The sequence below is a fragment of the Halomonas sp. NO4 genome (assembly GCF_010994375.1).
Classification (GTDB): Bacteria; Pseudomonadota; Gammaproteobacteria; order Pseudomonadales; family Halomonadaceae; genus Halomonas.
On sequence record NZ_WHMA01000054.1, the window covers coordinates 1 to 13,292 of the forward strand.

Genomic DNA, 13,292 nt, shown 5'->3' on the forward strand with positions numbered 1-13,292 from the left:
GCCCCCGCGCCGACCATGGACGTTGATACCTCTCGCGTCGTCGGACTGGACATGGGGCTACCTGATTACGCATGTTGACCAGCCATCACGCGAGCCTGGGGCTATACTGGAATCACACGGGTAGTCAAGGAGTTAGTGCCATGGCTCGCAATCCCATCCAGTTCCAGTCCGGTCTGTCGTTGCCGGCATTCCTTGAGCAGTACGGCACGGAAACGCAGTGCCGGGCGGCCCTCTTCCAGCATCGCTGGCCCAAGGGATTCGTGTGCCCCGACTGCGGCAACACCACCGGCTGCATGCTCGCGCGCGGGGTGTACCAGTGCCATCACTGCCATCATCAGACCTCGCTCACCGCCGGTACCATCTTCCATGCCACCCATCTGCCGCTCACCACCTGGTTCCTGGCCATTTACCTGCTGACCCAACGCAAGACCGGCCTCTCGGCGCTGCAGTTGTCCCGCGAACTCGGCGTCAGCTACAACACCGCCTGGAAGCTCAAGCACAAGCTGCTGCAGGTCATGCTCGAGCGTAACCAGGGCGAGGCGCTGGAGGGACGCATTGAGATCGATGACGCCTACCTGGGCGGTGAACGGTCGGGAAAGCCCGGTCGCGGCGCCGAGCACAAGTTCCCGTTCGTCGCCGCGGTGCAGACCGATGAAGAGGGCCATTGACACCAGCGCGTCCAGTTGCGTCGCGTGAGCGGCTTCACGCGCACCGAGATACACCGCTATGCCCAGTTGGCCATCACCCCCGGTAGTCAGGTGGTCAGCGATGGCCTGGGGTGTTTCAGAGCCTTCGATACGCCGGCCTACACCCATGAACGCATCATCACCGGCAGTGGCCGAGCCAGCGCGCAGATTCCCGCGTTCAACTGGGTCAACACCGTGCTGGGCAACGTCAAGAACGCCATCACCGGCACCTATCATGCGATCCGTGGCCACCATGCCCCGCGCTACCTGGCCGAGTTCGAGTACCGTTTCAATCGGCGCTATGACCTCAAGGCCATGGTGCCGCGCTTGCTGACAGTGGCAGCCAGCACACCGCCGATGCCGTATCGGCTCCTGAAGCTGGCTGAGCCATATGCGTAATCAGGTCGTATTTTATGGTTGGCCAGCTGATGGATGGGACGGACAACGCCTGTGCCGAGAGCTTCTTCCACAGCCTCAAGGTCGAGGCGATCCATGGTGAGCGGTTCGAGACCAGGAAAGCCATGCGGCGACAGGTGTTCGAGTTCATCGAACTGGGCTACAACCGGCAGCGCCGGCACAGTGCGATTGGGATGATCATCCCAGAGGCCTTCGAGGCCCGAATGATCGCTTAGATCGGTGTCCAAAATTGCTGGGTAAAATCAGGAGGAGGAGCAAACCGACCACCCCGTTTTCGGAATTAGCTTGTTGGCAACGCCGGACAATATGGTCTAGAAGGCATTGGCCTTCAGGCTTCTGCTTGACCGCAGCTGCCGTGAGCCGAAGCCGCAAGGGGTGTTTCTGTTGCTCGTGAATGGTGTACGGCGCATCAAACACGTGCAGGAGGTGTCCACTGCTTCTTGGGCAAGATCACAGAAATCACAGTGCTGCCGACATATGGCGCTGGAAGCCGTTGGCACGTCGCTTACCTTCGAACAGGCGGTCGCGCGACCCGGTCAAGTGCTGACGCATGAGATCACGTGCCAGTTCGGGATGGCGCTGCTCGATCGCCTCAGCGATAGCGCGGTGCTCTTCAAACACATGTCGCAGGCCATCGGGCGCTGTCTTGAGCGACAGCCCATGAAACTGCATGCCGACGGCGATGTGGTCTTCCAGCGCTTCCATCGCTGTCGCGTAATAACGGTTTCCCGACGCCTTTGAGATTGCGAGATGAAACTGAAAATCTGCGTCCTCATGATGTCGGCGACGGTTGGTTGCATCACGCAGCATTTTCAAGGCGGACTTGATGCGTTGGAGATCTTGCGCGTTGTGCCGTTCAGCTGCTCTGGCTGCCGCTCCCGGTTCGACACTGAGGCGAAAATCGTAGCAATCTTCCAGATCGGCAATGTTTTCCATCTGTCCGAAACCCAGCGGCTCCCTTAGACCTAGGCTGTGTACGAAGCTGCCCGCGCCGCGCCGAGAATAGATCAGCCCTTGCTCGCGGAGTTTCTGCAGCGCGTCCCGCACGATGGGGCGAGACACCTGAAACTCGGCGGCAAGCTCATGTTCGGTAGGCAGACGCTCGTCAGGTTGGTAGGACCCCGACTTGATCGCACGCTGCAGATGGTCGTAGACCATCTCGCCTAAACTACGTCGTCCCGAATTCGGTTCCCGTCTATCACTCATGCGGCTGTTCCGTTATGTCGTGCAGACCATTTCGGCGACCCTGGCAAGCGTGTCATTCGCGCCGAAGCCGCCCGATTTAGTGATGAATATAGTATCTCCGGCGCGACAGACTGGAAGCCCAGGAAGAATTTCACCCAGCAGTTCCATGACCAGAATACCGTTGGCCTGTAACACGGCCTCCGCCGTCGCGCCACCTGTCAAGAGCAAGGTCACGGCGCCGGGCTCCACGAGTTGGGTCAACGACGCGGCCAGGCTGGCCGCCACCGTCTCGCCCGCGACCGAACCGGGCCCTGAAACGGCCTGCAACACCATCAGTCGCGTTGATTGTACCGACTCTGCGACCAAGCAGCCATTCGGTGCCAGAATAGGCACGGCATCCGGGTGCGCAGCCAGTAGCGAGTCGATCTGAGAGAGGGTGATCACGTCCCGCGACCCTGCGACAACGCACAGCGCCGGGGGAAAGGACAGTGGCGCATCCTCCGGGTTGCGATGATCGGCCATGCGCCGCGCAATCCGTTCGGACAGAGTGCGCGCGCCGAGCAGCAGGGTATCGGGATCGGTCGCGTCAAGCCACCGGTCCATGTCCTCGTCATGCGCGATGTCGGGAATACAGGCGCGGTCGGCATGGTGGCCGAGGGCGGCGGCCACCGATATCGGCGAGTCCACGCCGAAACCGCTGACGCACCCATTGCGCACGACGCGATCGAATAGCGGGATCGCCGGCATGGCGACGAGCCGGTGGAAGGGGATTTCGTCAAGCTCGGCGGCGATCGGCCCCTTGAGCCGAGAGTCGACCTTCTTGAAGATGGGGGTGCCGGCAGGCAGTGTCGTCACTACCTGCGCTACCCGCCGTCTTGCTTCATCCGGGGAGGCGTCGCGTGTTTGCGTCGAGATGGTCAGGATCTCGGGGCACTCCTCGGCCAATACGCGTTCGATAGCCTCTGGTGAGGTCACGGCAAGGGTCCGCAAGCCATATCGTGCGAACGCCGCGCCGGAGTCGAGCGCGCCGGTCAGATCGTCGGCAACGATCGCCAGTCTCGGAAGTTCAGTCGTGGGCGCCATCGCAGCTCTCTTTGAGAAATCGCTTAATGATTGATTGCACGTCACCGCTTGGCCTTGCGACTCGCTCGACCGGCCATCAGGGGGATGGCCTGGCCGAGGTGGGATCGGCATACCCCCTGCGGCCAGCTCGATTGCGGCATGGGCATCATTTCCCTTGGCCGGGTGTGTACAACCGCCGGTGAGGCGCCAAGCGCTGCGATCTAAAGCGCGGCACGGTATATCGCGAGCACGTCGCTGACGGTCATGTCGCGGGGGTTGTTGTCCATCAACCGCCGGATGCTGTGTGCCTCCTCGGCCCAAGCAGGCAGGTCTTCCTCGTGGGCACCGTGCCTGGCAATCCGCATCTCGACCCCGAGATCTCGGCAGAAGGCGTGGGCGGAAGCGAACAGCGACTCGGGCGAGTCGTCGAAGTCAAGCCCCAGCGCCTTGGCGATTTCACGGCTCTTCTCGAGTCGCACCGGCGCATTATACGCAAGCACGTGCGGGAAGATGATCGCATTCGACAAGCCGTGCGGTAGGCTGAGCCGTGTGCCGAGGGGATAGGCGAGCGCGTGGCCGGCGGCGGTATTCACCGGGCCGAGGCAGATCCCGCCGTAATACGAGGCGAGGATCATGCCGGCGCGCGCCTCGGTATCTTGACCATCGGCGACCGCACGGGGCAGATACTTGCCGATCAGGGACATCCCCATCCGCGCATAGCCGTCGATCAGGTCGTGCGCCTTGATGTTGGTGAATGCTTCGACACAATGCGCCATCGCATCGATCCCGTTTGCGGCGGTCACGGCGGGCGGTACCGAGTAGGTGAGCACGGGATCGAGTACGGCGAAGTCGGCCAGCAGGAACGGGCTTTCCACCGCGATCTTCGATTTTGTCTCAGGGTCCGTGACCAGTGCACGAATGCCTGCCTCGGATCCGGTGCCGGCCGTTGTGGCGACCTGGGCGAGGGGGGTGCGACGGCCCTGCACGTGGTTCGGTCCGGCGACGTCTTCGAGCGTCTGTTCCCCGTCCCAGAGTGCGGCGACCAGTTTGGCGATGTCCATCACCGACCCGCCACCGAGGCCCACGACCAGGTCGGGTCGGCAATCGCGGGCTACGGCCATCGCCATGTCGAGTGCCTTGGTGTCGGGCTCTGGCGGAATGTCGGCGAAGACGGTGACCTGCCCCGGCAACTCGAGGGCGTCGGCATAGCCCGCCGTGTGCTCACCGGCGATGACCAGCGGTCGCCGGGCGTTTGTTGCCCACGCCCCCAAGCGAGCGGCGGCGCCAGCCCCGACTTCCAGCTGCTTGGGTTGATGGATGGTGATCGGGTTGTCGATTGTGCTCATGCTTTCTCCCCCTGCTCGAGTTGTTCCATCTGCGCCCAGACCGACGCACGCGCTTCGTCGTCAAGTTCCACGAACGGTGGGCGGACACGGGTCCAGCCGTCCCAGCCCCGGCGACGGGCAAGCATCGTCTTGACGGTCGGCAGCTGAACGTAGGCGTTGGTCAGTTCGCGCCAGGCGTTGATGCGCGCTTGCGCCGCCGCGACCTCGGCCTCTCGCGCGGGATCCGCCCACCCATCGAAGACAATCCTCAGGTCCGAGGCGACCAGGTTCGAGCTGGCTGTGATGCAACCGGCGCCTCCCGATTGCAGCAAGGGCAGCATCAAGGGGTCGGCCCCGGCCATCACGGCACAGTCCGGACACTCGGCGATGGTGCGGCTCATGTTGTCGAGGTCGCCGGAGCTGTCCTTCACCCCGACCACGATTCCCGGGTAGGCGGCTTGCAGGCGAGCGATGAGCTGCTGCGAGATCGCGACTCCCGATATTTGGGGAATGTGATAGAGAATCACCCGCAGCCGGTCGTCGGCGACCCGTTCGATGGTTTCGGCATAGGCGCGGAAGAGCCCTTCGTCGCTGGCCCCCTTGTAATAGAAGGGCGGCAACAGCACGACTGCCCGCACGCCGGCTTGGACCGCGTGTCGGGTCAGCGCCACGCTGTCCGGCACGCTGGTTTGGGCAGTCCCGGGAACCAGCCGCGATGGGGCGATGCCCGCCTCGATGACACGGTCCAGAAGCTCCTGCCGCTCCTCGAGGCCCAAGGAATTCGCTTCGCCGGTCGTGCCGAGGAGAGCGATACCGTCGCAACCTTCCTCATTCAGGGCGTGGCAGTGTTGAGCGAAGGCGGCGTGATCCGGGCTGCCATCCTCAGCGAAGGGGGTTGCGGCGGCACAGAACACGCCGCTGAAGTCGTGAGCTGTCATCATGCGCCCCTGCCTGCCGCCAGTTTTCGCGCATAGGCGATGGCAGCGTTCAAGTTGGTGTGGTTGGCCTTGCCGGTACCGGCGATATCGAAGGCAGTGCCGTGATCGACCGAGGTGCGGTCGATCGGCAGTCCCACCGAGACGTTCACTGTCGTGTCGAATGCCACGAGCTTGATGGGAATATGCCCCTGGTCGTGGTACTGCGCGATCACCAGGTCGAAGCCGCCCTGATAGGCGCGGTAGTAGACCGTGTCGGCCGAGATGGGGCCCTCGACGTCCATTCCCTCATCCTGCGCCATTGTGACAGCTGGCCTGATCTGCTCCATGTCCTCGTTGCCGAACAAGCCGTTCTCTCCGCAGTGCGGGTTGAGCCCTGCGACGGCAATGCGGGGATTTTCGACGCCGATACGCCGCATATGCTCGTAGCCCGCGCGGATCGTCGCCAACACTCGCTCGGGCGTGACGCGCCCGATGGCATCCTTGAGCGAGACATGGGTGGAGACATGGATCACTTCCAACCGTTCGGAAGCCAGCAGCATGTAGGCCGCATCCGATCCCGTCAGGTCGCGCAGCATGCCGGTGTGGCCATCGTAATGGTGGCCGGCGGCGTTCAGCGACTCCTTGTTGATGGGAGCCGTGACGATGCAGCCGATCGTTCCGGCCTCAGCCGCGCGTACCGCCGCCTCGATGAAGCGGAAGGCGGCGTCGCCGGCCGCGTGGTCGAGTCGTCCCCAGGGCAAGGGGGCGCCCGGCACCTCGATATCTTCGACCAGGCCAGCGAAGTCGAGCGAGGTGCCGATCACCTTCTGAGCCGCCTCGAGCGTTGCCAGGTTACCGAAGACGCGCGTTTTTGCTCGCTGCTCGGGTGTCATCTCGGCCAGTGCCTTGACCGTTATCTCGGGACCGATCCCGACCGGGTCACCCATCGTGATACCGATGATGTCGTTCATACGGTTGCTCCGTTGATCCAATCGACGCTGAGCCGAACGTGTTTGATGGCCCGCCGATAGAGGGTGTAGGCGATGTCCACCTGCCCGTCGGCTTGCTGCAGGATGACGGGGTAGGACAGCTCCTTGTTGCGGCCGTCCACCGAGTTGTTGGAAAGACAGGTACCCGGGGCGTCCTCGATGACGATTCGGTGCGGGAAAGTGCAGCCATCGTCTTCGGAAAGGCACAGGGTCAGCGGTGCACGCGGCACGCCCCAGATTGGCTGGCAACCTCCCGACGCATCGGGCCGGTCATCATCTTCACCCAACTCGTCGTAGAGGGAGGTGCGCCGGTCTTGGGACATCGCCGCCGAGACCGGATTGCAGACCATGGCGATTCGCCCATCGGCGAGTCGCGTCACGCCGATCGAGGAGTTGTTGTTCGGCACGTCGGTGGGGGCGGGTGGGGTCCAGGTATGGCCGCCGTCGAGGCTTTCCGAACGGTGCACGAAATCGGCTTGACGCCGGCGGTAGAAGGCCGCCAACCGATCTTCCCCGAGGGACACGGGTGACATGTGAACCGCGCCAAGCGAGTCCGGCACGTCCACGATCGTCCAAGTTTCGCCTCGGTCGGTCGATACCGCCATCGCGGCCGTGTCGTGGCTGCCATTCCAGCGTTGCCCCGGGCGAGGATTGCAACGAAACAGCGGCAGCATCCAGGCCCCATCGCCTCGGATGCGCAGGGGGGCGCGGATAAAGGTCCCATCCGGCAAGCCGATGTCGCGGCATGGGCCACTGGCTACATGGTCACCATCCAACTCGAGTCGGCGCATCATCACCCGCGCCTCGTCCTGGTTGCCGGCGGGCTGGGTCGTGTTGAACAGCATTATCTCGCCCTCGGGCGACGTGAAGATCACAGGGTTCTGCTCGGACCGGGCCGAGTCGTCGGTGAGGCGTTGCGCAGGCCCCCAGGCATCGGCGCCCGGCGCCAGTACCGAGGCGTGGATCGAGATGTCCGACTTGCCTTCGAGCGTTCCGCCAAACCACGCGCAGAGCAATGCGCCATCGGGAAGAATAGAAAGGAAAGCGGCATGATTCTGCACCGCCAATGAGGGCAGGATCGCCTCCTTCCCGCCGGGACGAGAGACCAGTGTACCGTCCATGTTTGATGCAATGTCGTCAGGTGTCATTCGCTCATACACTCCTTAATGTCATGGGGGCGCTCACGCTGCCCCGGTGACGGTGAGCATCGTCACTGACAGAGATGTTGTCAAGTTATCAGTCGCAGAATTGGCGATTAGACCAAAGGATAATATGTGCATTAATATCTTGTAAATCAATACCTTGACATTATTTTGTCATGGTGAACAGGTTTGTTTGATTTCTTGAATTGACAACATTGTGAGCTGAAGCCATTGTTCGGGTGTACGGCACATCGAGGAGGGGCAATGACACCAATATGCGTGGGTGTGGTTTGGCAGGGACAACACGGCACCAGCTTGGTCGCCGACTCAATATCTCTCAGCGCTGGCGACATCGTACTTGTACGCTTGGCCCAGGCTGACCCCCCCCTGCATAGGCGATTCCTTTTGTGGCGCCTTTGGTCTGGTCGCCTTAGCGCCCTAGCGATCCACGGCTATACTCACAGCAGTATGGATCAACGGCTATACTCACAGCAGTATGGATCAAAAGCTTAACTTTATTTGTATCCAAAAGGAGAGTAAGAAATGATTTTAAAAAAGGCTGCTTTGAAGAAATCATCGTTTTTATTACTGTCAGGGATGCTGCTCCCCGTCGTCAGTGGCTTCTCCAATGATGGTTCTGCGCAAGCTTCAGAAACGGTGAAGCTGGTAGCTGCGACCATTAACCCGAAGGACTCGCTGCTAGCTGGAGCTCTTGTAGAATTTGGGGAGGAAGTTGAAAATCAAAGTGACGGCGCCATTGAAGTAACTGTTCATACTGGTGGAACTCTTGGTAATGCGTCTACCTTGTATCAATCCGTTATCTCTGGTGATATTGATATAATCTACTCAGATTCGGGTTGGTTTGCAGAGCAAAACCCAGTATTTGAGGTGTTAAGCTCTTATTATCTATTTAAAGATAGAGAGCACTATGAATCTATCGTGAATACGGAAGGAGAGCTCTCTTATTTTGAAGATCTGCTAGTAGAGAACCCTGGTCTGAAAACAGTAATGTACGCGGGTGGTCTGGAAAGGAATATTATTAGCACTTTCCCGATTAACAGTGTTGAGGATTTAGAAGGAAGGACAATGCGTAGTGGCACAGGGGCTACTGAGTTAGAGTGGTGGCAAAACTTAGGTGCAAATCCGACTAGCATTGCTTTTGATGAAGTATACTCTGCTCTACAAACAGGAGTTGTAGAAGGTTCACAAAATAGCTTGGATGCGATGATTCAACAACGCTTCGGCGAAGTTGCGAAAAACGTAGCTAGAACACAACATAGTCTAACTCTGGGTTTTGTGGTCATGAATAATGATCGGTATGAGTCACTATCAAGCGAACATAAAGAAGCCATAAAGAGAGCGGCGGATATCGTGCAGCCTGAATATATTAGCAAGGCATTTGACCAAACCAGAGAAGATATGGAAACGTTGAAAAATGATTTTGGTGTAACTTTTACTAATCCAGATCGTGAGGGGTTCGTTGAAAGATCCCGGATTCAGTTAAACGAATTAGCTGAAGAACATGATGTAGAAGACCTGGTTGAGGAAATCTTTAACTGAAGATCTGTTTGAACTGCCCCTGACACTTATGGGGCAGTTCAAACTCTTTTTGGGATTGTGATATGTTACATAGAAACTTAAATATTGCAAGCATCAGAATGGTAAGTGTGGTAAGTGCAGTTAGCATATTTATGCTGGCGCTGCTTTCCATCACCTTGTTTACTGGTGTGATCACGAGATATGTTTTCTCTTACTCTATGCCAGAGCTGGAGGTTTTAAGAAAGTTCTCCCTGTTGTGGCTTGTTTTTCTAGGGTCCGCTTTGGCTGTAAAAGAGAAAGCCCACTTGGAAATCGACATTTTCTCGGATTACTTGGGTGAAACTGGACGCAAGGTGAAAAGCATAATTGTCTATTTGCTTTCTCTTTTCGGGATGATTATTCTGTTGTTTATCGGGGTCGCTGCATTTCAATCAGGCTTGACGCGAACAGAGTTGGTATCGATTCGGTTCCTACCTTCACAACCTTCGCTAATTTACTATTATTCCGCATTCCTCGTGGGCTCAATATTCATGATTTACTTTCACCTGATCAATGCCAGGTATTTGTTCACTAAAGAAGATGATAAAGAGGTGGCGGGAGAATGATTCTACTGGCCGTTATTTCTATTTTCCTTGTTTGTTTGTTGATTGGCGTTCCTGTTGCGTTTAGTATTATTATTGCTTCAGTGGTTCCGATCTTATTCGAACCGCTGGTGAGTTTAACGCAAGCTAGTTCTGTCATGATTGAATCGTTTTCCAGTTTTACGTTACTGGCGATTCCATTATTTATTTTTGCCGGTGCGTTGCTTAACTTAACGAAAGTGACGGATGACTTGATCTATATTTCTAAATCGTTGGTTGGTAACCTAAAGGGTAGTCTAGCTCACATCAACATTGTAACGAGCGTGTTCTTTGGTGCTATATCGGGATCTTCTGTTGCAGACGTGGCATCTTTAGGCAGGCTTTTGATTCCTGCGATGGTGAAAGCAGGCTATAGCAAAGAGTTTGCAGCAACTTTAACAGCTGCTTCCTCTACCATTGGATCTATTATTCCCCCAAGTATTCTTTTGATTGTGTATGGGGCGTTATCTCAGACTTCTGTGGCTGCGTTATTTGTGGCGGGGATTATCCCGGGGATTTTGATTGGGGCAACCCAAATGATTTATGCTTATTATTATGCATCAAAAAACAAGGTTGGACCTGTGAGCAACGAGCTCATTGGGTTAAGCAATGATGAAAAACTCTCCAAGCGCGTCGCGTTAAAGAAAAGCATATTCCCAGTCAGCTTGTTTTTAGTTGTCATCGTGGGGATAATGGCAGGTATATTTACGGCAACAGAAGCAGCCGCTATTGCTGTTGTTTATGTGTTCTTGGTAGCCTTCTTTATCAAGAAGGAAAGGAGGTTCAAGAATTACATGGGAGTCATGCACAGAGCTGTAACAGACTCGGCCTCCATTTACATACTGATTGCGGCAGCTTCCTTTTTGTCCTGGGTTCTTTCGTATTATCAAGCACTAGACCCCGTTGTTAATTTTATTGTTGGTAATGATTTCAGTGCCTTTGCTTTCTTGCTGCTGTTAGTGTTGCTGTATTTTGTTCTTGGTACTTTCATGGAGCCAAATTCAGCCATGCTTATTTTTGTACCCCTGTCGGTTCCAGTGATACGAGGGTTGGGAATTGACCCAGTAGTTGCGGGTATTGTTACCGTTATGGCTATTCGTCTTGGAACCGTGACGCCGCCTTATGGATTATCTACTTTGTTAGCTGCAAAGATAGCAGATACAAATGTGCTGAAAATGCTGCGCCATATAATTATTTTTGTGGTAATCTATTTTATTTCTATTTTAAGCATTATTGTATTTCCTCAAATTGTGACATTCCTACCGGATCTATTAATGCGATAGACTAAGGGGGCCGCTCAAGAGTTGGACTCTAGTCGCCTAGTAGTTAAGCGTGCCAGGTAACCGAATCAGTGGTCATGATATGGCAACTCAAGTAGCTTGTCTTACCTGATAGCTGGGTTATCTGGCTGCCAAACCAGATTCAAGACGTACTGTCCTCGTTTACATGGCCTGCGCATCGTCCAGCCAGCACCAGTTTTCCCAAGGAAACAGTGGGACAGCTGCGACTGATTGTTGCCCCCCTTGCAGCTAACCGATAGTCTCGGAATAATGATTTATTTTTAAGGTGAAAAACTATGTTATTACCTGATAAAGTGGCAATCATAACAGGTGCCAGCAGAGGGATAGGCAAAAGTATTGCTAAGACGTTGGCTGAGAATGGAGCATCTCTTACAATAGTTGGAACAAATCGGGATCTTTTGAATGACGTTTCCTGCGATGTGAAGAAACTGGGAAGAGAATGCTTGATTTACGCGGGGGACGTCACAAAACCTGAAACTGCGGAAGCAGTTGCAGAAAAAACAATAGGCTATTTTGGGCGAATTGACATTTTGGTGAATAATGCTGGCATTAACATGCGTAGCTCTACCTTAGATATGGATTTACAGGATTGGCATCGTGTTATCGATGTTAACCTGAATGGAAACTTGTATTTCAGTAAAGCGGTTTTATCTCATATGGTAGAGAAGCGTTGCGGAAAAATTGTGAACGTCAGCTCCACCACGGCCAAATCCGGACATAAAAATGCCGCCCCTTCATACGGGGCATCTAAAGCTGGCGTTGATTACTTGACAAGGCATCTTGCCTTGGAAATGGCCAAGCACAATATCAATGTCAATGGAGTTAGCCCTGGCCCTGTCGAAACAGACATGATCAAACAGTGGAGCGAGGAATACTTCCAAAAAGTTGTTTCCAATGTACCTTTGCAAAGATTGGGGACACCTCAAAACGTAGCAGATGCTGTCCTTTTTCTTGCATCTAATATGGCTGATTTTATTACTGGAGAAATTATTAATGTTAATGGCGGGACTTATATAAACTAACCTGATTACGTATATGGCTCAGCCATCTTCAGCAGCCGGTAAGGCATCGGCGGCGTTCTGGCCGCCACTGTCAGAAACCGCGGGATCATGGCCTTGAGGTCATAGCGTCGATTGAAGCGGTACTCGAACTCGGCCAGGTAACGCGGCACATGCTGGCCACGTATCGCATGGTAGCTACCGGTGATGGCGTTCTTGACGTTGCCCAGCACCGTGTTGACCCAGTTGAACGCGGAGATCTGGGCACTGGCACGACCACCGCCGGTGATGAGGCGTTCATGGGTGTAGGCCGGTGACTCGAAGGCCCGGAAACAGCCCAAGCCATCGCTGACCACCTGACTGCCGGGCGCGATGGCGGCATGGGCATAGCGACGCACCCCGGCCAGGGTAAAGCCGCTCACGCGGCGTAGCTGGACGCGCTGCGGATGGCCGTCGTCATCGGTCTGTACCGCGGCGACGAACGGGACCTTGTGCTCGGCGCCGCGCCCGCGCTTTCCCGGCCGTTCGCCGCCCAGGTAGGCATCATCGATCTCGATGCGCCCAGCGAGCCTTTCCCCTTGGTTACGCTCGTGCATGACCTGCAGCAGCTTGTGCTTGAGCTTCCAGGCGGTGTTGTAGCTGACGCCGAGTTCCCGGGATAGCTGCAGCGCCGAGAGGCCGTTCTTGCGTTGGGTCAGCAGGTAGATGGCCAGGAACCAGGTGGTGAGTGGCAGATGGGTGGCATGGAAGATGGTGCCGGCGGTGAGCGAGGTCTGATGATGGCAGTGATGGCACTGGTACAGTCCGCGCGCGAGCTGGCAGCCGGTGGTGTTGCCGCATTCGGGGCACACGAACCCCTTGGGCCAACGGTGCTGGAAGAGAGCCGCCCGGCACTGTTCTTCTGTGCCGTACTGCTCGAGAAACGCCGGCAGTGACTGGCCGGACTGGAACTGGATAGGATTGCGAGCCATAACGCTAACTCCTTGACGTTCCGTACGATTCCAGTATAGCCAAAGGCTGTCGTGATAGCTGATCAACATGCGTAATCAGGTGGGGCTATCCCATCTTGCTATCGACTCAAATGGCCGCAAGGTCGCCAATCCACGCTTCC

Annotated in this window: 11 protein-coding genes and 2 pseudogenes; 6 read left to right on the forward strand and 7 right to left on the reverse strand. The window is 56.4% G+C overall.

Annotated elements, in window-relative coordinates:
- Window positions 1-140 precede the first annotated feature (140 nt).
- Window positions 141-1,085: pseudogene (locus tag FEF15_RS18310) on the forward strand (IS1595 family transposase).
- Between the two features lie 41 nt (window positions 1,086-1,126).
- Window positions 1,127-1,318: pseudogene (locus FEF15_RS18315) on the forward strand (IS3 family transposase); the annotation flags it as partial.
- Window positions 1,319-1,562: 244 nt separating this feature from the next.
- Here FEF15_RS18315 and FEF15_RS18320 read toward each other — a convergent pair.
- From FEF15_RS18320 to FEF15_RS18345, 6 genes are all read right to left on the reverse strand, one after another.
- Window positions 1,563-2,309, reverse strand: a complete 747-nt coding sequence (locus FEF15_RS18320) for a FadR/GntR family transcriptional regulator (protein ID WP_163560763.1) — start codon at window positions 2,307-2,309, stop codon at window positions 1,563-1,565.
- A gap of 12 nt (window positions 2,310-2,321) precedes the next feature.
- Window positions 2,322-3,371: a four-carbon acid sugar kinase family protein gene (locus FEF15_RS18325; protein ID WP_163560765.1), complete on the reverse strand. Its 1,050-nt coding sequence runs from the start codon at window positions 3,369-3,371 to the stop codon at window positions 2,322-2,324.
- A gap of 200 nt (window positions 3,372-3,571) precedes the next feature.
- Window positions 3,572-4,696, reverse strand: coding sequence for an iron-containing alcohol dehydrogenase (locus FEF15_RS18330; RefSeq protein WP_163560767.1), 1,125 nt, complete (start codon window positions 4,694-4,696; stop codon window positions 3,572-3,574).
- On the reverse strand, window positions 4,693-5,616 hold the full coding sequence (locus tag FEF15_RS18335) for a dihydrodipicolinate synthase family protein (protein WP_205598587.1): 924 nt from the start codon (window positions 5,614-5,616) through the stop codon (window positions 4,693-4,695). Before FEF15_RS18335 ends, FEF15_RS18330 begins: the two co-directional genes overlap by 4 nt.
- Window positions 5,613-6,563 carry a 4-hydroxythreonine-4-phosphate dehydrogenase PdxA gene (gene pdxA, locus FEF15_RS18340; RefSeq protein WP_163560771.1) on the reverse strand — a complete coding sequence of 317 codons (951 nt, stop codon included), beginning with the start codon at window positions 6,561-6,563 and terminating at the stop codon, window positions 5,613-5,615. Before pdxA ends, FEF15_RS18335 begins: the two co-directional genes overlap by 4 nt.
- On the reverse strand, window positions 6,560-7,729 hold the full coding sequence (locus tag FEF15_RS18345; RefSeq protein WP_163560773.1) for an exo-alpha-sialidase: 1,170 nt from the start codon (window positions 7,727-7,729) through the stop codon (window positions 6,560-6,562). The genes pdxA and FEF15_RS18345 overlap by 4 nt, the downstream gene beginning before the upstream one ends.
- Window positions 7,730-8,266: 537 nt before the next feature.
- Between FEF15_RS18345 and FEF15_RS18350 the strand changes: the two genes are divergently transcribed.
- The 4 genes from FEF15_RS18350 (at window position 8,267) to FEF15_RS18365 (ending at window position 12,205) form a co-directional block, all read left to right on the forward strand.
- Window positions 8,267-9,283, forward strand: coding sequence for a TRAP transporter substrate-binding protein (locus tag FEF15_RS18350; RefSeq protein ID WP_163560776.1), 1,017 nt, complete (start codon window positions 8,267-8,269; stop codon window positions 9,281-9,283).
- Between the two features lie 62 nt (window positions 9,284-9,345).
- On the forward strand, window positions 9,346-9,867 hold the full coding sequence (locus FEF15_RS18355) for a TRAP transporter small permease subunit (protein WP_163560778.1): 522 nt from the start codon (window positions 9,346-9,348) through the stop codon (window positions 9,865-9,867).
- Window positions 9,864-11,165 (forward strand): TRAP transporter large permease, encoded by a 1,302-nt coding sequence (locus FEF15_RS18360; protein WP_163560780.1) that lies wholly within the window; start codon window positions 9,864-9,866, stop codon window positions 11,163-11,165. The genes FEF15_RS18355 and FEF15_RS18360 overlap by 4 nt, the downstream gene beginning before the upstream one ends.
- A gap of 293 nt (window positions 11,166-11,458) precedes the next feature.
- Window positions 11,459-12,205: an SDR family NAD(P)-dependent oxidoreductase gene (locus FEF15_RS18365; RefSeq protein WP_163560781.1), complete on the forward strand. Its 747-nt coding sequence runs from the start codon at window positions 11,459-11,461 to the stop codon at window positions 12,203-12,205.
- Window positions 12,206-12,210: 5 nt separating this feature from the next.
- On the opposite strand, the gene FEF15_RS18370 is transcribed toward FEF15_RS18365, so the two are convergent.
- The gene (locus tag FEF15_RS18370; RefSeq protein WP_163560783.1) at window positions 12,211-13,152 is read right to left on the reverse strand and encodes an IS1595 family transposase; all 942 of its coding nucleotides are present in this window, start codon (window positions 13,150-13,152) and stop codon (window positions 12,211-12,213) included.
- Window positions 13,153-13,292: the final 140 nt, after the last annotated feature.

Excerpts from the sequence above, each read along its gene's own strand:
- FEF15_RS18350 (WP_163560776.1), top strand. The coding sequence starts at position 8,267 with ATGATTTTAAAAAAGGCTGCTTTGAAGAAATCATCGTTTTTATTACTG.
- FEF15_RS18360 (WP_163560780.1), top strand. The coding sequence starts at position 9,864 with ATGATTCTACTGGCCGTTATTTCTATTTTCCTTGTTTGTTTGTTGATT.
- FEF15_RS18320 (WP_163560763.1), bottom strand. The coding sequence starts at position 2,309 with ATGAGTGATAGACGGGAACCGAATTCGGGACGACGTAGTTTAGGCGAG.
- FEF15_RS18325 (WP_163560765.1), bottom strand. The coding sequence starts at position 3,371 with ATGGCGCCCACGACTGAACTTCCGAGACTGGCGATCGTTGCCGACGAT.
- FEF15_RS18355 (WP_163560778.1), top strand. The coding sequence starts at position 9,346 with ATGTTACATAGAAACTTAAATATTGCAAGCATCAGAATGGTAAGTGTG.
- FEF15_RS18370 (WP_163560783.1), bottom strand. The coding sequence starts at position 13,152 with ATGGCTCGCAATCCTATCCAGTTCCAGTCCGGCCAGTCACTGCCGGCG.
- FEF15_RS18345 (WP_163560773.1), bottom strand. The coding sequence starts at position 7,729 with ATGACACCTGACGACATTGCATCAAACATGGACGGTACACTGGTCTCT.
- FEF15_RS18335 (WP_205598587.1), bottom strand. The coding sequence starts at position 5,616 with ATGATGACAGCTCACGACTTCAGCGGCGTGTTCTGTGCCGCCGCAACC.
- pdxA (WP_163560771.1), bottom strand. The coding sequence starts at position 6,563 with ATGAACGACATCATCGGTATCACGATGGGTGACCCGGTCGGGATCGGT.
- FEF15_RS18330 (WP_163560767.1), bottom strand. The coding sequence starts at position 4,696 with ATGAGCACAATCGACAACCCGATCACCATCCATCAACCCAAGCAGCTG.
- FEF15_RS18365 (WP_163560781.1), top strand. The coding sequence starts at position 11,459 with ATGTTATTACCTGATAAAGTGGCAATCATAACAGGTGCCAGCAGAGGG.